The following is a 23,522-nucleotide window of genomic DNA, read 5'->3' as shown; positions in this document are numbered from 1 at the left end:
CTGAATTTCATGGAAGCCTCTTATCGGATAAATGCAGGAAGGCCTCACCGCTGGCAGAGGCCACGGCGTGACGGAGAAAAGAAATTAGCGGTCGGGAGGATTAACGATGACGCTGCTGATTCTGGCGTTTCATGCTTTCAATGGCGGTGGCACGTTTCTGCCAGGTGCTCACGGTTTTGCCCGCCCCTGCGGCAATGAACCTGCCGGTTGTCGCTGCTGCGGCCATGCCACCTTTGGCGGTCAGTCGGCCCCCGGTCTTTATGCCGGGTTTGGAGACGTCGGCAGATTTGCTCGCCAGCCCGCTCAGTCCGCTCATAGCTGCACCCTGTAACACGGCCTGCACGGCGGCACCGCTCAGCGCAGTGGCTATTTTCGCTGAAAAATACACCAAGACGCCTGTGGCAATCCCGGCCAGCAAACATTGCGCCGCCAGGGTCACCATATTGCTTTCTGCAGACGTTGCTGTGGCGGCATCCAGTATTTTATTCAGGTAGTTGATGGCGATCCGGACAGACAGGGCAGAGAACATGATCGTTAAGATTGCGGTAAATAGTGTTTTCAGCCAGTTATCAAACATGGGTTTAAGAAAACCGTACAGCAGGCAGAAAATAAAGAGTGGGGCGGTGGTGGTCATTAACAGAATGGTGATTTCGGCGAGCAGGTTGACAAAGGTTGCAGCCAGTAACAGAACGATTGCACCGCCCCAGACCAGCACCTCGGCAAAGCCGCCATTCATTTTAACGTAGGTAGAAGTGTCCAAATTGAACAGCGTTTGCCCCAGCGCTTGTGCCTTTTCCCACACCGTGTCGAGCAGCGCCCAGACATTATCATCGCCACTGATGCCGTCCTTAAGCCCTTCAATGGCCGCAATGATGGCATCCAGCCAGCCATCGCGGTTTAAAACAAAGGTGGTGATCAGCAACATGCGGCCCACATCCCAGACAACATCTTCAACAGGTGTCTGGAGTTTGCCGCCAAGGGTCTGATACCCGCGATACGTAATAAATAGGGTAAAGGAACTGACGATAATCACACTGATTAGGGTGCCGTAGGTAGAAGACTGACCTTCTAACACGGCATTGAATCCATCCATGATGTTTTTGTCCATACCAACAAAAATACCACCGGACATGGTGCCTCTCATTAGTCAGGAACAGACAGGGGATAAAAACAGGGAAGTACCCCTGTTTTTGTTGGTGGGGATCTTACTGAGTGACGGATTTTCTTTTTTGGGCTTCCTGCTGAAACAGTGTCTCGAATTTTTCCCTGATGCCGGGTTTGCCTGTCTGGGCAAACATGAGTGCTGCCCGGTGCGCAAACTCGCAGTTGTCGCTTGCCTCACCATCCATGAGGCATTGCGTATAGACTTTATAGGTTTCATCGGGATGTTCTTTATACCAGGCTTCTGATTTCGTCTCTTTACAACCGGATAAGACGAGAATGCCTGACGTGATGCATAAGGTTAATACGGGTTTTAACATGTTAACCTCCCTATAGAGAGTTCAGATCGGCAACGGGCGCAGTTAATTGCTGTTGCTCAAAGGCTTTCTGTTTTTGCTGTTCCAGCAGCGTTGTTCGCTGTTCAGCCTGTTTGACTGACATTTCCCACTGGCTGGTCAGCGCATTTAATTGTACGCTTTTGGCCGCGATGGCGTTAGCCAGGTCCTGCGACTCTTTCGAATCCTGCGCATTAGCAATACGGTCTGATAAATCTGATATATCGCCGAGCGTGCCCGTGATCTTGTTTTCAACCTCGGACGTATTTTCTATCGCTACGGCCTGATTCAGGATCATCTGTTTGCAGCTGTCCAGATAGCGTGGTGAAGCGCTGGACGGGTTACAGGTATCGAACGTTTTATATTTGTTATACAAGCTATTAAGTTCAGACGAATATGACCCGCTTTGGTTGCTCAGCAGGTCATCCAGTGAAATACCGTGCTGACGAAGATTATCAATATCGGTTTTCAGACTTTTGGCCTCGCGGAGAAATGCCTGAACGTCACGCACGCCCGTTGCCGTGGCTAATTGCTGCTTGTAGGCATCAAGTTCACTTCTGTAATGGGTAACGGTTTCCTGCCACTGCTGGAGTTTCTGGATCCACTGATTCATGGATTCGGTATTCTGTACGGCGTCGAATACCGGTATTCCGGCGCTCATCGCCTGGGTGGAAATAAACAGTGATAATGCCAGTATGGTATCTCTGAACCGCATTTTTATTACCTCCGTCATGAATATTACAGGGCTTGTTCAAGGAAGGCGGCTTTCCAGTCATCAGGCTGCATTCCTTCCAGATACAGGGTGTCGAACAGCTTCAGGTTGTCTTCGCTGCCGCTGAGCATTTTGGTAAGTTTCCCGAGGCCCGATAAATCCATTTTCGCCATCGCCACAAAAGGCCGGGTTTCACCCGCGCGTAACGGCGTTTTCAGGACCACCATAGATCGCTCACCCGGATCGAGGTTTCTGACGATGTCGTACACGCTTTCCGGCACTTTCATCTTTTCCACGTAATCCGCCCTGCTGGCCTTCGGGTTGGCGAGAAAAATCTGCGTGCTGCACTGCTCGATAATCGCCGGGGCAATCGGGTGCTTGACGATTTCGTCAGGCGACTGCGTGGCGGGGACGAAGATGCCGTTCAGTTTGCGGATCACTTTCAGCATATTGAGCGAGAAGCGGGAGAATTCGACATCGGCCAGCCATTTCCAGAACTCGTCCATGAACATCACCAGCCGGCGACCGTCCAGCAGGCTGGTGACGCGGTAAAGCAGATAAAACGTAATGGGGCCGCGAATGTCGTCATCATCGAGAAATTCCGTACCGTCGATACCAAAATTTTCGACGTCGCTGATATTGAAGGTGTCCTCCTCATTGTCGAATACCCAGCCGAACTCGCCGCCCTGCGCCCACTGTTTAAGGCGAATACGTAGCCCGTTGATGCGGGCGTCGGGGGTTGGCGGCTCCGGCAGGACTTCCAGCAGCCGGGTGATACCGAACTTGCGGTATTCCGGCGGGTAGTCGAGCATAATGGTATCTACGGCGGCACTGATCCGCTCCTCATCGCGCGGATCGAGCGGCTTGCCGTTGCGGCCGCACAGCATGCGCACCAGTCGTTTGATAAAGCTGATATTCCGCCGGGTCGGCGCAAGCTTAAACGGGTTAAACCCGGTGGGCGTGCCGGTGCGGATACGGAAGTAGCGTCCGCCCATCTGGCGTATCGCCATCTCCGCCGCCCGGTCCTTGTCGAAATACACGGTGGTTAGCTGCTTAAGGGGGGCTGATTCAGAGAACGTCGCCGGATTGCGGTACTTCTGCATTAGTTGCTGCATCATGGTCATCAGCATCGTTTTCCCTGAGCCGGTTTTACCGATAATCGCCGTATTACCCGGCGTTTTTTCGTTGAAGTCATCCCGCCCGCTCTGGCTGTCGTGCAGGTTCAGGTAATACCCGCCACTGCCAGGGGATTTGAGTATCGCGATGGCATCGCCCCAGGGATTGCCGTTTCGTTTATGAGGATGAAAATTGTGCAGACTCGCCAGGTCGGCAAAGTTCTGGCTGCTGACGGCCACCAGACGGGGGCGCAACGTATACACCCCCGGCAGTTGCGCCAGGTACGCGGCGGGCAGCGACAGCGTGGACAGCGTCGTCATGATGCCGAGGTCGGCGAAGGGTTGCGCCAGCGCGTTGGTGTCCTTGACCACCTGGTCGGCGCTGTCTGAAGATACCAGCAGGGAAAAGTGGTATTTTCCGCAGGAGACATGCCCGGACTGGAGCAGGTCACGCAACACAATCAGCTCTTCGCGCTGTGAAATGGCGTCGTCATCTGCCGAAGTTAGGCGCTTTTCCGCCAGGCGAATATGCTTCTGCACCTCATCGCGGGCCATGCAGGTGAAGGACTGCGTCAGCACATACTCGCTTTCGGCATACAGCAGTGCGTCCAGCAGGCCGGTCGCGGTCTCCGGCGAGTAGTCTTTGATTTCCAGACTTCGAAAAAAGCGGGAGCCGCCGACGGTCTGGCACTCGGCGGTGTCGGTGGTAAAAAAGACATCCGGCGTGCTTAACGTTTCATAAAACGCCGCAGGCGTGACCGCCACCTTTTGCCACTGGCCGGTGAGCAGACGGTGGTAAAAGGACAACTGGGCGGAATATACCCGCCCGTTTTCTTCATACATCCCCAGCGGCGTCGTCGTATAGCGGGACAGCGTCGAAGCCAGCGCATCCCGGTGTTCCAGCATCACTTTCAGGGCATCATCCAGCGCCGCTTTGCGTTTACCGTACGGTTGCGCCTTCATGGCCTTTTTCCCCAGCGGAGAGAAGGGCGCGTAGCAGACGGTGAAAAACAGCCGGTGCCGCCAGAACGGCTTTTCGTTGATCGGCTGGTAATACCGCCGGGTCACTTCATCAGAAAAGGGAATACCTGAATTCGCGTCAAAGGCATCGTGGTATTTTTCCCGGATACGGTGAAGATAGAAAGTGACCGGCAGGCCTTCATATGAACGAATAACGTTATTGAGATGCGTCGCCATTAACGTCAGATGGTGTTCGTCCTCGCATTCAAAAATGGTGCCCTCCAGCTCCCAGCTGGCAACCAAATCACCCTGGCGGTTTCTGATGACGTACGGGTGAATATGGGAGGAATACGGAATGTATTTCTCCAGCGTAACGCGCTCGTTTAACTTCATTTTTTCAATAAACTCCGAGACGTCGACAGCGTCATAGCGATTTGCCAGCAGGGCATTGGCACCAAAATGTTTATTGGTGCCAAACCGGCCACGGGTTTTAAAGGCCAGCCAGAGCAGCCCGAAATAGTGAATATCGGTTCTGGCTTTTGCCTTCATCTCCAGCCAGGCGGGAATAAGCAGTAATACCAGGTAATAGCTGACATAAACCGCCAGCAGGACGATAGCCCCGCTGACCATCACGAACGGCACGAGGGGAATACCGGCTATGGCGGCAGGCCGCGTCAGCGCTTTGTTCAGCGTAGCCATCGTTACCTCCCTTATGACGCCCAGTAGGCACCGAAACCTGACGCACCGACGATAAGGATGGCGCCAATGATGACGTTGCGCATGTCGTGCAGGCTCTTGCCGTCAAACAAGACTTTGTATCCCACCCACATGGTGGCCAGCGTGATGGTGACGGCGGCCAGCCCGAGCAGGCCAGTGGAGGTGTTACTCAGCGTCTCATTGGCTTTATTAAATCCGCTGTCTGCTGCCAGCACCGGGCTTGCCATTAACAAGGAAGAGAGGGCGGGCCAGTCAGTCTGTTTTCGTTTCATCATTGTTCCTCCTGGGGTCGGGAATGGGTAACGCGCCGCGTATCAAGGCGTTGGGGTAGTGCAGGGATGTCAGAACTGGCGTGGCGTTATCGGTAAGCTCGCCACGCATGACGGCGGCGGGGTAACGGATTGTCGGCACGAGCTTTTCGGCGGGAAGTCGCTGCCGGTCTTCCCGCGTTGACGGCACGGCGTAGCCGATGCGCTGGATGTAGCTGGTCTGGTTAAACGCAGATTCCGGCTGTTGGCCGGTCGTGAAATTTCCTGAGTAGTAGCAACTGAGCGCACGTTTGAGGGAACCGCCGCGGCGGTAGCAGTCGGTGAGGATGTGCTCAAACACGGACAGGTTGGTACAGGGGTTAAGAAGGTCACGGGCGCTCGCGCGGTAATGACGGAAATTGGTGCTGGTGATTTGCATCAGCCCGACCGAATAGCGTCGGCCCTGTGCTGCCAACCGTCCGGTGAGGCTGACGGCCTCATCCCTGCTCGTGGGGAAATGTGAAATCACGCCTTTGCCACCGGGCAGAATTTCAGCGATGGCATACGGATTCAAACCGGATTCGACCCGCGCCACATCAAGTACCGTAGACGGGTGAATGCTGGGGGCGCACTGCATAGCCGCCGCCAGAAATACGGTGGTGGAAAGCATGATGGCCTCGGAATGATAAACCGGGCAACGCGTACCGCCATCAGACGGCACAGGGCCGGAAAAAGGGTAAGGGTGGTTAAACGGGATGAGTATCCTGTGTTGTGTCGCCGTCATCCCGGGGCTCAAGGAGCACCAGCTTTCCGGAAACGGCAATGCCGGGTGTCAGTACCACGTTCAGTCCGGGTTTATCGTGATGGGCGAAAGCGACGCCGACTTTCGTCCACCAGGTGTTTTTTTCACCCTGTGGGTCGGGCTGACTTTCCTGGGTGACAAATACGTGATAAATGGGTTTTCGCATGACGCCTCCTCTAATAAAAACAACAATGAGTTAAATGAATGTCACATCCCAATTCTGCATTCCGGTTTTAACGGGTCAGCGAGAACATTCAGCGGCACCCTGAATTGTGGTTTCGTGACAGCCCGAAACTTATTTTTAAAGAGCAGTACCCGACCCGGGGGAATTAACGTCCATTCGGGTAGCTATTATGTAATGAGGTTTTCAGGATCAGATATCCGGGGCGGTATATAAACTATAAATTCAAAGTTAAAATGAGAGAGATAAATTAGTGGTGGAGGGGGTAAGCTCTGCGAAAAATAAAAGTAAGTGAAATAGTTAATAAAGACGACTGTATATTCATAGTTAATGATAAAGACATGCAGGGGAAATATTCCTGCATGTCTTTATGACCATTATTAACGTGTTCGACGTTCAAGTTTTTTCTGGCATTCTGTGCAGGTGGTTATGCCCGGGAGTGCCTGCCGTCGCTTTTCAGGAATGGGCTTACCGCATAGACGACAATGGAATAATGATGGCGTAGACCCTGGCTTAAAACGACTCTGTTCAATCATATCCTCCAGTCGTTGCTCATTAAATTCCTGATCGCGGTCGATCTCATCTGGCATGTGCGGCCCTCCGGTCTGACGTCTCCTGTTCACAAAGTGCGATCCGCTTCCAAACGATGGTCAGTGACAACCCTTCGACTTTCGGCAGCAGGGTTTGCGTTACCTGCATCATGGCGGCCAGCGCATCGGCCGAGTCCAGGTTGGCCACCCGGCATTGTTGCCATTGCCGCCAGATGGCCGCATCCGTCTCTTCGTTCGGCTCTGGCGTCCGGCCATAAGGCACACGGACGCCCAGTAACCGGCGGCGAAGGCAAACTTCGTTGGAGGTGAGGCCAAAATATTTGTTGAGTAGCGCAATTGACCCGCCGAGCCGGATGGCATGATTAATACGTTGCTGCTGCAGAACCTCCTTACGGGATTTAGCCAGAAGCAGGTGTAATGCGTCGTGATGAACCGTCACAGCCAAAAACTGCGCAGACTCCCGACTGATGATAAACAGCTCGTCTAGTGATAATTGGTTGAGGGCATTCATTTCGTCGAAAGTGAATCCGAGCGATTCACAGTAGCGAATGTTGCCATCCTTCAATGCATGCAAGGCATCGGTTAAAACGGCGTAATTCAGTGACGGGATTATCATGGTGTTTTCTCCCTTCAGCTTATTGAGCGGCGGACTAATTTAATATTGATCCATTCGTCAATTTCCGATTCGAGCCAGGCGACACTGGCTGGGCCAATCTTGATTGAGCGAGGGAAGGTGCCGTCTTTCATATACAGATAGATTTGAGAGCGCTTCAGGCCCGTTTTTTCTTCAACCTGTTTCAGACGTAATAACTGATGAGATGTCACGGTATTCTCCTGTGGCAGATGTTGCGCTAGCCGGGAGATAACACGACAACACAAAGTCGTGGTGCGGAGAAAGTTGATGAACCCGTATTACGGAAAATCCAATCCTTAATACGGGTTTTCATAGCGAAGGGCATCATCTTACTTTTGTGTTGGTAGGGAAGGGGGCGAGCCGCGCTCAAGCGCAGTTTTGAGCGTGTCGCCACTGAATCGATCGGTAATGCCTTCCTCTGATGCCCATTGCTCAAAAATGGATAGCAACTTGTAAGGTTTTCCTATCAACGGGCTGATAGTTTCATTATTTCTACAGGCAAGCCAAAATAGTCTTGATAGAGGGGATGATATGCGTGTGGAAGAGTCCGAGAGTGATTTTTTTTCCAGCCAGCCAGTTGACTATTTTATTTAACTCAGTTTGCCTGATAACAAAACATGCATCCTTCGGTAAGTTATAAATAGGTAAGTAGGCATCATTAAAACTTAAATCTATGCCATTTAATGAGATTCCATTGCGTAATGAAATTCTATTGTGAACTAGAAAGTTTTCCCCTGATAAGGAAACAGTGATGCCATAGTTATTGTTCCCTCTAAGTACAGGTGATGGTATTTTTAGATTGTGAGCAAGTAGGCATTGTATGAGAAAATATTCATATCCAAAAAGACTTGTATCAATGACGCCATGAGCAGTGTGAAAATATTTACCTTCGGTGCTGAAAGTTAAATTACTCTCGCTAAAAAAAACGATTTCATCCGACGTAATTTTGCCGTCAGGTAAATTATTATCTTTAGGTTTTAGCTTTAATTTATGGTTATAGGATTTTATTTTCCTCAAGGTAATTGGAGACTGAAAGTATATCGAAAGGAGGATTTTTCCCTGCAGAGCATATCGATAGATATCACTTTCTTGTATTTTTCTAATGCCGTTTTTCTTTGATGCTTTAACTGCTTCTTTGATAGTTAACCAGTCTGAGTTTACATTTTTATTCTTAAGAAAAGCGAGTCTGTCTGACATAACATATCTCCTTTTACATATCCGTGCTGATAAATATAATGCCCTCTCATAAGGTGAATAAAGAATGACTGTTGATGGAAGGTTGGATATTTTTTTCAGTATTATCCATTCGTATTGATTTGCAATATAAGAATGCCGCAAAAAATTCGCGGCATTTTGGTTTATTTTAAATTTGGATTGATGTCGGGATTTTCAAAATCAGGAACAAAAGAAAGATATTTTCCACCAATCTTTATAGCCCGTCTGTTTGCTTCTGCATCATGAATGTGTAACGGTGGGGGAACACCCTCTTTCGCTACAATGCCTGTTTCTCTAAAGAACCCTTCGAAACCTGCGGGAGAGAACATCAACAATATCTTGATAGGTTTAATGCTGTTATTTCTAAATTGGTGATAAATGCCCTTTGGTACATAAACAAAATCGCCAGGGTTTGCCTGAAAGATATTTTCTCCGGCTCTTACGGTTAATTGGCCGTCTAGTACATAAAATATCTCATCAGCGTCTTCATGAAGATGCCAGATCGGACCACCACCAGGCCCAACAAATCCCTGAATAATAGAAATGCTGCCGCCGGTATTTTCTTTGTCAAGCTTGATAGTATAGGTGTCATTATTTAACCAAAGCGGAACGCCTTCATTATCTCTAATAATAAATGGTTGCATTATTTGTACCTCACGGTTATGAATTTAAAGAGAGTGGCCGCCATCGATAACTATTCGTGTACCCACTAAGTAGTCAGACTGGCCTGAGCAGGACCAAATAATGGCTTGAGCGATCTCTTTAACATCGCCAATACGCCCAATGGGGATCAAATCGCGCCATCTTTTGTCACGGTCTGCCGCCGATTCGCCGGGAAGTTGGGTCATTTCGGTGGCCAATGGACCTGGGTTTATTGAGAAAACTCGCACGCCGTGCGTGATAGCCTCTTTTGCCGAGACGCGGGTCAATGCATCGACGGCAGCCTTTGACGCGGTGTAGGCTGCCGTGCCCGGAATATTCAGCCCGATAGACATATTTGATGAAATATTAACGATAGTCCCGGCCCGGTTTTCTTTCATCGACTGAAGTTCGCGCTTCAGACTTTCAAACAAACCAATGACATTAGTAGTGAATACGTGATTAAAGTCTTTACTGGAGGTTTCATCGACAAAACCAAAAGAAAATACTCCGGCGTTATTAACGGCAATATCAAGAGTACCGACTCTATTTTTAATTTCATCAAACAGGTTATCTATTGATTGATTATTATTTACGTCGAAAGGAATAACCCATGATTTGCCAGGAGTCTCGGAGATCGCTTGCGCTGTCTCTTCTAGTTTCTGCTTATTTCGACCTGCAAGAATAACGGTTCCGCCAAGTCGTGAAAATGCCAAGGCTATTTCTCTGCCAAGTCCACTGCCTGCGCCGGTTACAAGAATTTTCTTTTGCGAAAAAATACCACTCATCGGTTCTCTTCCTTATATAAAGTAATCTTCGACTTTGCCACCAAGGAGAATATCGCCGCACACCTGCAGGACTTTTTCCTGCGCGACAGCGTGCTGGCAAATAGTGTTGATATCACGTAATGCGCGATCAAAAGGTGTTTCATGGGTGTAGATAGAACCCCCACCCTGTAGGTCATACAAGCTTGAAACGATGGTTCGTGCGGTTTGAAAGGCATTTCTTCGACTCAAAGCTGACTGCACGCGCCAATGAGTAATATCGTCATGAGCGGCATCGGCTTCGAGCGCCTGCCATAATGTACTTACGCTGGTGAGCGCCGCGTTTCTAGTGATAAATAACTGATTCTCTGCGTTAGCCACCGCCGTCTGTACGCGCTTTGAGTTTCGCCATTTCACATCATTGATTCTGTCTGTGCGGTCGTCGGCGACGTCGTAGATATAGTCCAGACAGGCTCTCGCAAGCCCCAGCGGGATACCGGCCATTTTGCGTAAAATTGCATCCGGCGTTTTGTGCAGTGGCCCTTGACGTTTTGGATCCGAGAAATTGAACGCGTGCTGTTCGGGAATGAACAATCCTTGCGTGGAGTAGTCCTGACTGCCGCTTCCCCGCAGGCCGGTGGTGAACCAGGTGTCGGAAAAAAGGTAGTCGGCAGGACGCGCCAGCATGACTCGCCAAAGGGGCTTGCCGTTATCATCCAGTATAAGATTGCCGTTACGGTAGAGGAAGCAACCTGCCGAGATGACATCGCCATGAGGCGATCCGCTGGCAAAACGCCATTTGCCAGTGACAATGTAGCCGCCATCAACTATCTCGGCTTTTCCCTGCGGGTGTATCCAACCCGCCACGGCCAGATTGGCGTGTGGAAAGATCTCTTTGGCGCTTTTTTCTTCCAAGAAACCTGAATAAATACCTGAGTCACAACCAATCATGGCGCACCAGGCGGTAGCCGTATCGCCCCGGGCGAGTTCTTCCAGCACAAGGATTTGCTCAATCGACGTCAGTCCGGCACCGCCCCATGATTGCGGGAAACACATTCCAAATATCCCAATGCCACGTAGCCTTTCAATAATATTGAGTGGTATCCTGCGATGCTCTTCTATTTCACGAGCGGAGTTACGTAATTTGCCACGTAAATCTCTTAGATTAACTAATATATTGCTAAATGTATTTTCTTCATGAGTTATCATGGATGTGCCTCAATAAATGAACCTATATGATTAAATCTTAAAAGTACATATTGGTTATTATTAATAACTATATCGCCCGGATGCGAAAATTCCCTTTGGGTCTAAAGTTTTTTGCAAGCTTCTAATGATTTCACCTTCACGAAGCGTTCTGGCATTACGACTATTGGCGAGAGGATGTTCGACGTCCAAACGATAAGGATAAAAACCGGAAGCACTAAATTTTTCATGAAGAAGTTTCAGAGCACGATGAGCTTTTCTTATTTCCTCTTCTACGCGTTCAAAACGAATGGATACAACGAGATCAATAATCTGATCACTCAGCGTATTAATTGTGGCGCCGCAGCGCACGCCAGTAGACTCGAAGATATCGTCGAAATGTAGATAAGCCTGTTTAATAGCCTGACCGGTAAAAGGAAGCAGAGGCAAGAAAAATATCCAGCCTTTGCCTTCGGCATCTATTTCAGCCGGTGTAGTACCGAGCGTCTTCTCCAGAAGGATATCATGATATTTAGTATCCCCTTGATAAGCAGCGTTGACTAGATTGGCGACGATATCATCTTGATAAGGATTCGTAGGGCTGTCGTTCCAGATCAAAGAGATGAATTTCTCGCCAGCTTTTACAAACTCGGTTTCCAGCGCGGTGGAAAGTGCCGATACTACTGAGGCAGCTCCCGAAAGAGGCAAATGAACGAGAAACTCGCCCTTATTCGCACCATACGTCAGTGTTGAGGTTTCATCATAAACCTTAAGTACACCGTGAATTAACCCTTGTGCTGACCAACGCTGGAAAGTATTGATCGCATACTCTAAGTTTTCGGGAGAAAAGGAAATATAGGCGACGCGAGATTTTTCTGGTCGATTAAGTAGACGTACAACGCCACCGGTTATAATTCCGAGATTCGATTGGGTGAATAATTGCACCAGTGAAGGGCCAATCCCGTGGGAGTATAATGCGCTATGTTTTCCCTGTTCCGGCCACCAGCCCACTCGGTGCAGTGTCCCGTTGGCGAGAACAATTTCCAGGCCGAGAAGATCTTCTGTACGCTGGTGCCTCAACCCGACGCCCCGATCGAGAGCATTACCTAAAAAACTCGTTTCTGCAGATGAGGCTGTCACATTAATAAAGCGATGGGTGTTCAGTAATTTTTGCGATAATATTCCCTGCGTCACACCTGGCTCAATGACAGCATAACCCTCTGCGATATTAATCTCGCGAATTTTATTTAATCCGGTCAGCTTCAACTGCACGGCGTTGTCTGACGGAGGTTTTGTTGAACCTAGCCCCCAATTGTATCCAGTTGAGTAGGGATAAAGCGCTGTTTCTCCGTCAAATTGATCTGCTAGCTTAACAATACGAATTACTTGTTCAATACTGGAAACATCCACTCGGCCAGAAACCGATGGGGAAGTATATTCACCAACATCATTCGGTGTTTTTACATAGGCGACGACGTTTTTATGATCTAAATGCTGTTCGAGAAAGGAGATGAACTTTTTGCTCATTTAATCAATCCTCTATTTTGCGATAGCTAATATTCGGGTTCAGAAAGAAATAGTGCATTTCATTACTGTATGAACCATCGTGATTTTTCAATCGTCCCGGACGCATCCCCTCAAATTCAAACCCTCCCTTTTGCGCGACTCTTTCTGACGCGATATTGCCTTCTTTGACACCAAGTTCTAAACGTACATAACCAGCTTCATTAAAGGCCCATTTTTTCAAAAGATTCAGTGCCCTTACGGCGTAGCCTAAACCACGATATTCCGGCAATATCCCGTAACCCACATCACCTACATGAGGTGGTACAACATTGCGGATAACAATTTTTCCTACAGCATTACCAGTTGAGCATTCTATAATAGTTAGTAATATATTAGGACCTACGGCTGAATTAAGCCCGCAACGCCTGACTTTTTGTTTTATTTCATCAAGTGATGCTGTTTCGAATAAACCCCACTTCGATGATTCAGGATTTGATTGCTCTAACCATATACAAAATGTGTCTTTTGTTTCGGCTAAACGTAGTGCAATTTTTTCATCGCGATAAATATTACTATCCACTGCAGGGAATAATAGGCTTTTTCCCGTGTTAGTTTGATCCTTCAATAATGAAAATACTGCAAATTCCTCTAGCTCTGAATTTACATTAAATTTTTGTGTAATACCTTCAAAAGTATACCCGCTCAATATAAGGCTATTAATGATTTTATGATGATCAATCAGAATGTGAGTCTCAACTCTCAGTGTCTTATATTTTTCAAATAAAAAAAATGAAAGTTTACGGAATAGTCCGGTTTTTATTTTTTCTCCTAATGGCGTATGAATGTTAATGTCTAGAATTATGCTGCTATAATCATTTTCTGATGGCCGCAAGAAAATGTCTCCTATATGCTCCGGCTTGCATTTTCGTATAACAAATATTTTATGTGTGCATGATTTTTTATTGGGCGTGTCATTTAATAACCTTGCCTCGCAACTTTGGTCGATAATTTTATCACTCTCGCTATGGTAAATGATTGGGATCTCATGCTTGTATTTTTTTTCGGGAAATGAGTGCGATTCCGGAATAGTTTGAATGTTATTTTCATAGCCTAATGAATTAGTTTCACTGTTCATGGTCTATTCCTATTGGTACAGTCAGATATTTGTCTGAGGATTAACAGCAGGAGTATCGTAACGGTTGTTTCTCAAAACAGGGAGTAGGGTGACAATCGCCAATCCTGCTAAAAAAATACCGATGAGAGTTGGTGCACGGTAGCCATAACCTTGGTCGATTGCATAGCCACCGGCCCATGAACCAATAACTACTCCAAGACAAATAACGGAGGTATGCATAGTGTTAATTAATGAAGTATTAGGGGCTGCTTTAAACACGCGTGAGGACATGGCAGGAGTGAGAGTAATACCAGTAAGTCCTAAAATCATTACAGATATCAGCACTAATATTTTATTTTCGTAGAAGGTATAAAGCCCAAACAGTGCAAGTACTAGCACGACGCTTCCGGTGAAAACAACTTTAATCGGCGATTTATCTGCTAGTCGACCTACAAGAAAGTTACCAATTACCGTGAATACACCGTAAGCGAAAAGAATAGCCGGGATATATGGAATATCGAAACCGACAGTGTTTTCAAAATAGGGAACGAAGTAACTGAATGTCGCGAATGTAGCAGCAATAATAAAGAAACTTGTAATAAAAGCCCCCCAGATTGATCTGTTTATAATTGAACCAAATTCAGCCTTAATACTACCCTTAACCTCCGCCTTGAATTTAGGAACAATCAGTATAATACCTATTCCAGCTAAAGATGTAAGGACAATAATTAATGCGAAGGAAACTCTCCAGCCATAATACTGGTCAAGTATTGCTGATAGTGGCAGTCCCGCCACCGTCGCTATCATCATCCCGCCCAATACGATGGAGGCTGCAACGCCAAAGCGTTCCGGTGGAACCATTTTTGCCGCTGTCAACAGCGCAAAACCGAAGAAGGCTGCCGAAGATAATCCGGTCGCAAACCTCGCTACTGCTAAAAGATCATAAGTTGCAGAAACGGTTGCGACTACTTGGGCGACAAGAAATATGCCAGTAATAGTCAATAATGCTGCTTTATTGCTAAGTTTAACTAAAAATGTAGCAAGCAAGGGACCACCGAAAACCATACCTAATGAATAAATGGTAATTAAATATCCAACTTTAGGAATGGAAACACCTAAATCAGATGACATGGATGTGATTAATCCTGCGACCATGTATTCAGATGTTGTCATGGCAAATAGAGTAAAACCTAAAACATATATTGCCGCTGGAAGTGGTTTATTCATAAAAATTCACTCAATGTGATTAACAGTAATGAAACTAATACCCTCGATCATCAGTTTTTGTAAACAGAATATGAATCATAATTGTTATGACATTTTTCACCAATATAATCTGCTGGTTTATCGAGTTGTCGTGTTAGGTTAGGAGGTTAAGATATCGAATTTAGGTAATTAAATTGTCATCGGCTTATCTTAAAAATAGATAATGTTATTTATTTAATTGATTTTTCTGAATGTGTGAATATCGAAAAGGAAAATAACAATGAGTGAATACGTGCAAGCAATTGTGAAATCAGATACTGGTGGTTTTAGATTTACCGATGTACAGCGGCCAGTCAGAAGGACGGAAAGTGATATTTTAATCAGAGTTTCCAATATATCACTTAATCGGGGAGAATTAGACTTTCCCTGGGAATCGGATAAGCCTGCCGGATGGGATGCATTTGGTATTGTGATCGAGACCAGCACCGACGGTCAGGGACCAAAAATTGGGGAGCGGGTATTAACATGGAGCTTTTCGGGTGCCTGGAGCCAATATCGCGTTGTCGATCGTGCCAATGTCGCTATCGTGCCAGAGAGTGTATCAGCAGCGGTTGCAGCAGCGTTGCCGGTGGCAGGATTAACGGCGCTGCGTTCTCTGCGATCCCTTCATTTGCAGCCGGGCCAGTCTCTGGCCGTTACCGGTGCAACGGGCGGAGTCGGGCATTTGTTGGTTCAGTTGGCAATGCATGCCGGTATTAAAGTTTCGGCGGTGGTGCACAGTCAGCGTGGATTCGATTGGCTGCAAGCCAGCGACGTTAAACCCAACGAGGTACTATTGGCTAAAGAATACCCTTTTGAGGGAACCTTTGATGCACTGGTCGATACCGTCGGTGGCGATTTACTGGCTCATCTATTAGACAATGTTGTCCCTAATGGCACAGTTCTCATTCTGGGCGTTGCCTCGGGACAGGTGGCGAGCATAGACACCACAATTTTGGTATCACGAGGAATCGATCTGATTTCTTATAAGGATTATTCCCCGGCCGGAGAAGATTTAAACACCTTGCTCACTCTCGTTGACGAGAAGATCATTAAAGTATACGCGGATAATATTGGTAGTTGGGATAAAGTCATTAAACAGGATTTCATGCATCTTCTCGCTCCAGGCAAAGTCACGCTCAACGTACCTCAGGACTAAGCTCAACTCGTACATAGTCCTCTATGCTGTCGCCACGCAAGGATATTGCAATAATTGTGGCGACATAGCGTTATCTTTTAACTAATAACACATTGATATTTAACTTCTGTCAGTTTTTTTTTGTATCTTGATACCTCCACGAGGCATAGATGTTCGTGTAAGAGATGTAAGAGAAGACTTATGGATTTAAACGCGCTTAAAATCTTTATTAAGGTAGGGGAAACGCAGAGTTTTACCAAAGCTGCGCAGGCATTGGGCCTCACCCAATCAGGGGTCTCACGTGCAATTACCAGGCTTGAGCTCGACCTTCGTGTTACCTTGCTTAACCGCAATACCCACTCTGTAAGTCTGACTACCGATGGCGTTTTTTTATATGAATCCTCAAAAAGCCTGATTCATGAAATGGATGAGGTTGGGCATTCGATTACCGGCAGAACGGTATTCCCTGAAGGCGAACTAAAAATAACGACACCTTCTGCCTATGGCCGATTGGTAATTATTCCTATGCTCAAAGAGATTCTGGACAGATATCCGGCATTAACAATTGACGCGGTTATGACTGACCGATTGGTTGATTTGGTGGAAGAAGGCTTTGACGCGGCGATTAGAATTGGCAGCGTACAGGACTCACGGCTTATCGCCAGAACTATTAAGCATTTACGTTTTGTCACCGTTGCGTCACCGGAATATTTAAACAGCCACGGAATTCCAAAAGAGCCAGCGGAACTGGTACAGCATAACTGTCTGGCTGTTAAAGCACAGAGAACTGGGCGTAGCACAAAGTGGTTTTATTCTATAGCGGGAGAACAGCAGGCTTTTGATATTAAGGGTAATCTGGTCGTCGATACTGCGGATGTACTGTTAGAGGCGGCACTCAGCGGGATGGGAGTTGTTCAGATAATGGACTTTGCGGTCGGTAAATATCTGGAAAACGGTAAACTTGTCGAGCTACTACATGAATACTCCGAGGCTTCGATTCCGCTTTCATTAATTTATGCAAAATCGCGCCATCGTTCGCCTAAAATCAGTACATTGCTGGCAGCGTTAGGAATAAATACTTGACCCCCAACACAGATGCAATTGTGCTTGATTTGTGAGGGGCCAAATTCAACATCCTGCTCAATTCTGTGACTAAAAACCAAGCTTTGTATGAAGCTGATGGTGTTTTAAGTATATATGCGAAGTATTTAGTCTTAAACGGGGCTCATTAGCTGAGCCCTTTTTCAAGCTTATCAATCGGTATATACCGTAGTTCAGACTTTGGACTGCTGATGGCCCAAAATATAGGATGGCACGAATTCCTCTCTGCACCTGTCCAGATAATCTGACCACCACTGCATCATCGCCTTGCGGGCTTCCAGATGCTCCGCCTTGTGGATGTAGGCTGCTCGAACGCTATTGCGCTCCTGATGGCTCATCTGACGCTCAACTGCATCCTGTGACCAGAGACCTGATTCTATCAGGGCACTACAGGCCATTGCCCGGAATCCGTGGCCGCAGACATCCTCTTTAGTTTTATATTCCATCAGCCGCAGCGCCTTATTAACCGTATTTTCACTCATTGGTCTGGATGGATTATGGATGCTGGGGAACAGCAACTCCTGATCACCGGAGATTTCTCTTATCTGCTTCAGTATGTCGATGGTCTGTTGTGACAGCGGCACAATGTGCGGCGTGCGCATTTTCGCCCCCCTGCTGGAATAGCGGACGCCTGGGAGCGGTTCTCGTGTGGCGGGGATCGTCCAGATTTTATTTGTGAAACTTATCTCCGTCCAGCGGGCAAACCGCAGTTCGCTGGAGCGAATAAAGACATGCAGGGTAAGAGAAACAGCCAGCCGGGTTAATTCCCGTCCCTGATGATAGCCATCAATGCGACTCAACAATTCGGGTAGTCGTTCAAGGGGAAGGGCGGGGTAGTGTCGTTTAACCGGTGCTGCGATGATACCTTCGAGATTCGATGCTGGATTGCTCTCAATCATCCCCTGATGCACCGCATGCTGCATGATGTTGCACATATGCTGCCGGGTACGTGCTGCGACTTCAAGCAGACCTTTTTGCTCAATGCCTTTCAGCAGGTCGATAAAGTGACGAGGTTTCAGTTCAGCTACTGGCAAGTGTCCAATCACAGGAAATATATGATTGTTCATGCTGGCAAGCAGACGGGAGGCGTGGTTCTCAGACCATGTTCTGTTGCTTTTATGCCAGCTCAATGCAACGTGCTTAAATGTTTTTTCCGGTGAGCGGGCAGCTTTCTCTGCGATACGTTGTTGTGATGGATTGATATTCTGCGTTAGCAGCTTGCGTATACCATCACGTTGCTGACGAGCGTAAGCCAGAGAAACATCGGGATAGGCACCTAAGCCGAGGCGAGATTCTTTACCATTGATACGATATTTGAGATACCAGAGACGTGAACCGCCTGGATTGACTAAAAGGTACAGTCCATGAGAATCAGAAACTTTGAAGGGTTTTGCGGATGGTTTTAAGCTACGGATTTTAGCGTCGTTCAGAGACATATGGTGGTCACTCCATAATCGAACTGAAATGACCCCAAATCAGACCACCAATCTTGCCCGATGCGTAGGGGGAAATGAAAATGCATCGAGAAGACTTTTCACGCTAAATTATTGAATCTAAATCACATAAGGATTCGCAAAGAGGCATGAAAACAAGAATTTGGCTCCTCTGACTGGATCGCTTTTGTCAGCAAGAGGTTCGTAAGTAAACTGAATCTAAGGTATCTTCTTATCAAACGAATATGAATGACTGGCTGTTATATCTAATCTTGGGGGGGCGGGCTAAAGTGTCATGCTGTTCAAGCCGTGCTCCTTTATGAGTCATCAATTGACACTTATGCTTCCACATTTGAAGCGGTGTGAGACTTTACATTCGAATCTGGAATATACAAGAAGCATGGGTCTCCAGTTGGGTCAGTGTCGGTCATAAATACCGTAGTCAATAGCTTCTCTACTTATGGCATTTTCCTCAGCCAAATTTCAGAGCATGAAGTTACTCTTTTTACAAACCTAGCCTTTTAAACCCTTGAGAAAAGATCTTTCTCCTTAAGCTTAAATTAAGAATAGTCATACAATTAGAAAACATGGCGTAAATATTGCATAAATAAATTGGGTAGGTTGAAACTATTTTGAACATTAACGTTAAGATATTTTATAAGGTTTATCATGACGCATTTCACACTCAAGCAGCTTAAATATTTCGTCACTGTGGTTGAGACCGAAAGCATCGCCGAAGCGTCACGTCAGCTGCACATCGCCCAGCCTTCGATTTCGGTCGCCATCAAAAACCTTGAGGACGCTTTTGAACAGCAGCTGTTCATTCGCCATCATGCACAGGGCGTATCGCTCACCTCCAGTGGGAGACGGTTCTACGAAAAAGCAAAGGAGTTGCTGCGGTTGTCCTATGAGTTTGAGCAAAGTTCACGCGCAGAAAATGAGCTGGTTTGCGGCACCATCGCCGTGGGTTGTTTTGAATCGGCGGCTCCGCTGTATATGCCCAAGCTGATTGCAGGTTTCAAAAAACTCTATCCAGAAATCAATATTCAGCTGTACGACGGTGAACAGCATGAGCTGATGCACGGTTTACATCGTGGCCGTTTTGACATGGCATTTCTCTACGATCTTGACCTGGACAACGCGATTCAGAAAGAACCGCTGAATGCGCCGCATAAACCCTATGCGCTGCTACCGGCGGCTCATCCGCTGGCGAAAAAAAGTGCGGTGACATTACAGGAACTGGCAAGCGAACCGATGATCCTGTTGGATGCGGTGCCCAGCAAAAATTACTTTATCAGCATTTTCAAAGAGAATGGTTATTACCCTGAAGTTGCCTATAGCTCGCCGTCAATTGAAATGGTGCGGTGCATGGTCGGGCAGGGGCTGGGCTTTTCGGTGCTGGTGACCCGGCCCTGTTCGGATATGACATACGATGGGCAGCGCCTGGTGCAACTGGATATAGTCGATGAAATGGCGGCATCGACGCTGATTATGGCTTATCTGCAAAATAATGAACCAACACGGCCGACGCGGTTATTTATGGATTATTGCCGCAGTGTTGAATTAACTCCGGCCGTCAGCAGCCATTAAATTGTTGCTCTACCCGTTGCGGGTAGAGCAAACGTCAGTTGTATTTAACGTAATTCAATCCAGGTGGTTTTTAATTTGGTGAATTTATCAAAGGCATGTAAAGACAGGTCGCGGCCAAAACCCGATTGCTGATTGCCACCAAAAGGAACGGTCACATCCAGCGCATCAACGGTGTTGACCGACACCGTTCCGGCGTTCAGTTTGCGCGCCACACGATGTGCCTGATTCAGGTCGTCCGACCATACTGATGCGGCAAGGGCGTAAATATGATTATTCGCCAGTTCGATGGCTTCCGACTCATCATCAAAGACTTTTACCGCGAGCACCGGACCGAATACTTCATCACGCCATAAGTTAACGTTTTCGCTTTCAATCTCAATCACCGTCGGCAGGATGTAGTTAGCGACTGTCTCGATTTCGCGTTGCTCGCCACCCGCGCGCACAATACCGCCCTGAGTCACTGCGGTCTGAATAAAATCCATCACCTTATCTTTATGCGCAGTCGAAACCATCGCGCCCATCCTCGCATTGGGGTTAAGCGGATGGTCAGGTTGCCAGCCGTGCAACTTCGTGATCAACTTCGCCATAAAGTCGGGATAGATCTTACGTTCAACTAATAATCTGGAGTTGGCTGAACAAACTTCACCCTGGTTGAAACAGATACCGAAGGCGGCTTTTTCGGCGGCTAAATCGAGATCCTGGCAATTGGCAAAAATAATGTTGGCGCTTTTGCCACCACATTCCAACCACACCTGCTTCAAATTGGATTGGCCGGAATAGGCCATAAAGGCTTTGCCCACTGCGGTTGAACCGGTAAAAGTCAGCACATCAACATCGTTATGCAGGCCCAGCGCGGCACCGGCTTCGATCCCCAGCCCGGTAACAACGTTTAACACCCCGGCGGGCAATCCGGCCTCCAGCGCCAGTTCTGCCAGTTTCAGTGCGGTGAAAGGCGAATTCTCCGAGGGTTTCAGGATCACACTATTTCCGGCGGCCAGGGCCGGTCCGATTTTCCAGGCAGCAATATCGAGGGGGAAATTCCACGGTACAATGGCGGCTACAACGCCGACAGGCTCACGAGTTATGGTTGCCAGCGTGCCTGGACGGGTCGGGGCGACTTCGTCATAAATCTTATCGATACTTTCTGCGTACCAGGCAATCACATGGGCAGCCCCCGGCACATCAACGTTATACGCATCGAGTACCGGTTTTCCCATGCTGACGCTTTCCAGCAGCGCCAGTTCTTCCCGATGCTCCAGCATCAGATCCGCCAGCCTGCGCAGCACCGCTTTGCGTTGCGCTAACGGGCACCCGGACCAGATGCCAGAGGTAAACGCCTGGCGGGCGGAATCCACCGCAGCGTCAATATCCTCAGCCTGACAAGCGGTGACTTCCGCTAACACCGCATTGGTGGCGGGATTCACTACCGCCCAGGTTTTCTCCGCTTTGGCGAAGTAAGGTTTACCCCCGATAAGGGCATGCGTGCTAAAGCGTTGTTGGTTCAGCAGACCTTGCCAGTAATCACGATTATGCATACGCGTTCTCCTTATTCGTCTCGGTCTCAGCTACCGGCGTTCCTTGCAGGATCATGCTTGCCGCACGTTCGCCAATCATTATTGAAGGGGCATTGGTGTTGCCGCTGATAAGCGATGGCATGATTGATGCGTCAGCCACGCGCAAATTTTCCACGCCATACACTTTGAGGGATTCCGGTGCGACAACGCTCATTTCATCCCGGCCCATCTTGCAGGTGCCCACCGGATGGAAAACGGTGGCGCAATATTCTCTGACGTATTGATGCAGCTGTTCGTCGGTCTGAATATGTTCGCCCGGCAGCATCTCTTCACCCCGCAATGCGGCGAATTCCGGCTGAGCAAGAATGTTCCTTGCCACTTTTATCCCCTCAACCAGCACGCTGGCGTCATAAGGGTCGGCGAGGAAATTAAAATCAATTGCGATTTGTCCATCGCGCGTTAACTGCAACGCGCCGATCGATTTCGGGCGTAACACGCAGGTGTGAATCGCGTAGCCGTGGCCCCATTCAAATAAGCGCCCCCGGTGGCTGCGATAACCCGGCACAAAATGGAACTGAATATCGGGTTCATCGCTGCTGAGTTTCGTCGCGGCAAAACCACCCGCTTCTACATAATTGGTGGTTAACCAACCTTTGCGGCGAAACAGATAGTTGAAGGGTGAGGTCAGGATCGGTTTCCAGGCGGCGAGGGAAAAACCCAGCGTTAGCGGGTTACCGGACCGCACGGTGACCAGACCATCCAGATGATCCTGAAGATTTTTACCCACGCCGGGGAGAGGGTGCACCAGCGGGATACCTGCGGCTTCAAGTTCGGCGGCAGGCCCGATGCCTGACTTCAACAGAATATGTGGTGAGCCAATGGAGCCTGCTGACAGGATGACTTCCTGGCGGCACAAAATTGACGTGGGTTGATCGCGGCCATGCTCATTAATACGCACGCCTTTGACCACTTTGTCTTCAATGATCAGCGTTTGCACGGTGCAGTCGGTCATGACCGTCAAATTGCTTTGACCAAGATGGGGATGCAAAAATGCGCGATAGCTTGATAACCGTTTGCCATCTTTTTGCGTAACGTTATAAATCCCGACGCCTGCCATCGATTTACCGTTAAAGTCGGTGTTCTCCGCTAATCCGACTCGCTTGCCCGCCGCGACAAACAGCGCTGATACTGGATTGGGATCGCGCGGTTTATCGACCAGTAATTCGCCGCTAAAACCATGATATGCCGGATCCTGAGACAACAGATTCTTTTCCGAGCGTTTGAACCAGGGCAGGACATTATTCCAGCCCCAGCCCTCACAACCTTGCTGTTCCCAGCGGTCATAATCAGAAGGTAATCCGCGAATATAAATCATACTGTTCATGGATGAGGAACCCCCCAGCGCCTTGCCGCGCGGGACGTGGAGTTGTCGCCCCCCTAAGCTTTTTTGTGGCGTTGAATAAAAGTTCCAGCTGAACTTTTTGCTTTTATACAGGGTAATGGTTCCCGCAGGAGTCTGGATGCGTGGGGTCTCATCGCGACTTCCAGCCTCAATCAGGCAGATCTTCAGATCTGCCTGTTCAGCCAGCCGGGCGGCCAGCACGGAACCTGCGGAACCCCCACCAATAATGATGTAGTCGTAGGTATTACTATTGTTCATAG

General features: G+C 48.2%; 23 protein-coding genes. 3 read left to right on the top strand and 20 right to left on the bottom strand.

Features of this window, described 5'->3' with window-relative positions:
- Positions 1–100 precede the first annotated feature (100 nt).
- From ACESQ2_RS18390 to ACESQ2_RS18310, 17 genes are all read right to left on the bottom strand, one after another.
- Entirely contained in the window at positions 101–1,132 is a 1,032-nt protein-coding gene (locus tag ACESQ2_RS18390) for a type IV secretion system protein (RefSeq protein WP_373171060.1), read from the bottom strand.
- A 73-nt stretch (positions 1,133–1,205) separates the two neighbouring features.
- Positions 1,206–1,481, bottom strand: a complete 276-nt coding sequence (locus tag ACESQ2_RS18385; protein WP_050888043.1) for an EexN family lipoprotein — start codon at positions 1,479–1,481, stop codon at positions 1,206–1,208.
- 10 nt (positions 1,482–1,491) lie between these two features.
- Complete coding sequence (locus tag ACESQ2_RS18380; RefSeq protein ID WP_044613678.1) at positions 1,492–2,211, bottom strand: type IV secretion system protein; 720 nt, start codon at positions 2,209–2,211, stop codon at positions 1,492–1,494.
- Positions 2,212–2,234: 23 nt separating this feature from the next.
- Complete coding sequence (locus tag ACESQ2_RS18375; protein ID WP_044613677.1) at positions 2,235–4,982, bottom strand: VirB3 family type IV secretion system protein; 2,748 nt, start codon at positions 4,980–4,982, stop codon at positions 2,235–2,237.
- A gap of 11 nt (positions 4,983–4,993) precedes the next feature.
- The gene (locus ACESQ2_RS18370; RefSeq protein WP_032699349.1) at positions 4,994–5,272 is read right to left on the bottom strand and encodes a TrbC/VirB2 family protein; all 279 of its coding nucleotides are present in this window, start codon (positions 5,270–5,272) and stop codon (positions 4,994–4,996) included.
- Complete coding sequence (locus ACESQ2_RS18365; protein ID WP_044613676.1) at positions 5,253–5,918, bottom strand: lytic transglycosylase domain-containing protein; 666 nt, start codon at positions 5,916–5,918, stop codon at positions 5,253–5,255. The genes ACESQ2_RS18370 and ACESQ2_RS18365 overlap by 20 nt, the downstream gene beginning before the upstream one ends.
- A 76-nt stretch (positions 5,919–5,994) precedes the next feature.
- On the bottom strand, positions 5,995–6,216 hold the full coding sequence (locus ACESQ2_RS18360) for a hypothetical protein (RefSeq protein ID WP_044613675.1): 222 nt from the start codon (positions 6,214–6,216) through the stop codon (positions 5,995–5,997).
- A 395-nt stretch (positions 6,217–6,611) separates the two neighbouring features.
- On the bottom strand, positions 6,612–6,821 hold the full coding sequence (locus ACESQ2_RS18355) for a TraR/DksA family transcriptional regulator (protein WP_044613674.1): 210 nt from the start codon (positions 6,819–6,821) through the stop codon (positions 6,612–6,614).
- Positions 6,811–7,398, bottom strand: coding sequence for a DUF2857 domain-containing protein (locus tag ACESQ2_RS18350; protein WP_044613673.1), 588 nt, complete (start codon positions 7,396–7,398; stop codon positions 6,811–6,813). Before ACESQ2_RS18350 ends, ACESQ2_RS18355 begins: the two co-directional genes overlap by 11 nt.
- A 14-nt stretch (positions 7,399–7,412) precedes the next feature.
- Positions 7,413–7,607, bottom strand: coding sequence for an AlpA family transcriptional regulator (locus tag ACESQ2_RS18345; protein WP_047611253.1), 195 nt, complete (start codon positions 7,605–7,607; stop codon positions 7,413–7,415).
- A 301-nt stretch (positions 7,608–7,908) separates the two neighbouring features.
- Positions 7,909–8,613 (bottom strand): hypothetical protein, encoded by a 705-nt coding sequence (locus ACESQ2_RS18340; protein WP_306460115.1) that lies wholly within the window; start codon positions 8,611–8,613, stop codon positions 7,909–7,911.
- Positions 8,614–8,774: 161 nt separating this feature from the next.
- Positions 8,775–9,275: a cupin domain-containing protein gene (locus ACESQ2_RS18335; protein WP_044643385.1), complete on the bottom strand. Its 501-nt coding sequence runs from the start codon at positions 9,273–9,275 to the stop codon at positions 8,775–8,777.
- Positions 9,276–9,299: 24 nt separating this feature from the next.
- Complete coding sequence (locus ACESQ2_RS18330) at positions 9,300–10,058, bottom strand: SDR family NAD(P)-dependent oxidoreductase (protein ID WP_044643384.1); 759 nt, start codon at positions 10,056–10,058, stop codon at positions 9,300–9,302.
- A 12-nt stretch (positions 10,059–10,070) separates the two neighbouring features.
- Positions 10,071–11,243 carry an acyl-CoA dehydrogenase family protein gene (locus tag ACESQ2_RS18325; protein ID WP_194761071.1) on the bottom strand — a complete coding sequence of 391 codons (1,173 nt, stop codon included), beginning with the start codon at positions 11,241–11,243 and terminating at the stop codon, positions 10,071–10,073.
- A gap of 60 nt (positions 11,244–11,303) precedes the next feature.
- Complete coding sequence (locus tag ACESQ2_RS18320) at positions 11,304–12,746, bottom strand: FAD-binding oxidoreductase (RefSeq protein WP_050500304.1); 1,443 nt, start codon at positions 12,744–12,746, stop codon at positions 11,304–11,306.
- 4 nt (positions 12,747–12,750) lie between these two features.
- Positions 12,751–13,860, bottom strand: coding sequence for a GNAT family N-acetyltransferase (locus tag ACESQ2_RS18315; protein WP_070550043.1), 1,110 nt, complete (start codon positions 13,858–13,860; stop codon positions 12,751–12,753).
- A 21-nt stretch (positions 13,861–13,881) separates the two neighbouring features.
- The gene (locus ACESQ2_RS18310) at positions 13,882–15,066 is read right to left on the bottom strand and encodes an MFS transporter (RefSeq protein WP_046621047.1); all 1,185 of its coding nucleotides are present in this window, start codon (positions 15,064–15,066) and stop codon (positions 13,882–13,884) included.
- Positions 15,067–15,325: 259 nt separating this feature from the next.
- On the opposite strand from ACESQ2_RS18310, the gene ACESQ2_RS18305 reads away from it, so the two are divergent.
- A complete protein-coding gene (locus tag ACESQ2_RS18305; protein WP_050887337.1) occupies positions 15,326–16,243 on the top strand; it encodes a zinc-binding dehydrogenase in 918 nt (305 codons plus the stop codon).
- Between the two features lie 180 nt (positions 16,244–16,423).
- Positions 16,424–17,305: a LysR family transcriptional regulator gene (locus ACESQ2_RS18300; RefSeq protein WP_044614187.1), complete on the top strand. Its 882-nt coding sequence runs from the start codon at positions 16,424–16,426 to the stop codon at positions 17,303–17,305.
- A gap of 191 nt (positions 17,306–17,496) precedes the next feature.
- On the opposite strand, the gene ACESQ2_RS18295 is transcribed toward ACESQ2_RS18300, so the two are convergent.
- On the bottom strand, positions 17,497–18,759 hold the full coding sequence (locus ACESQ2_RS18295) for a tyrosine-type recombinase/integrase (protein ID WP_373171058.1): 1,263 nt from the start codon (positions 18,757–18,759) through the stop codon (positions 17,497–17,499).
- A gap of 666 nt (positions 18,760–19,425) precedes the next feature.
- Here ACESQ2_RS18295 and ACESQ2_RS18290 point away from each other — a divergent pair.
- The gene (locus tag ACESQ2_RS18290) at positions 19,426–20,346 is read left to right on the top strand and encodes a LysR substrate-binding domain-containing protein (protein WP_021313392.1); all 921 of its coding nucleotides are present in this window, start codon (positions 19,426–19,428) and stop codon (positions 20,344–20,346) included.
- 44 nt (positions 20,347–20,390) lie between these two features.
- On the opposite strand, the gene ACESQ2_RS18285 is transcribed toward ACESQ2_RS18290, so the two are convergent.
- Positions 20,391–21,881, bottom strand: a complete 1,491-nt coding sequence (locus tag ACESQ2_RS18285; RefSeq protein ID WP_021313393.1) for an aldehyde dehydrogenase — start codon at positions 21,879–21,881, stop codon at positions 20,391–20,393.
- On the bottom strand, positions 21,874–23,520 hold the full coding sequence (locus tag ACESQ2_RS18280) for a GMC family oxidoreductase (protein ID WP_044613990.1): 1,647 nt from the start codon (positions 23,518–23,520) through the stop codon (positions 21,874–21,876). Before ACESQ2_RS18280 ends, ACESQ2_RS18285 begins: the two co-directional genes overlap by 8 nt.
- Between the last annotated feature and the right edge of the window lie 2 nt (positions 23,521–23,522).

The sequence above is a fragment of the Klebsiella sp. Q11 genome (genome assembly GCF_964241505.1).
GTDB classification, from domain to species: domain Bacteria; phylum Pseudomonadota; class Gammaproteobacteria; order Enterobacterales; family Enterobacteriaceae; genus Klebsiella; species Klebsiella michiganensis.
This window is presented reverse-complemented; position numbering and strand designations above follow the sequence as displayed.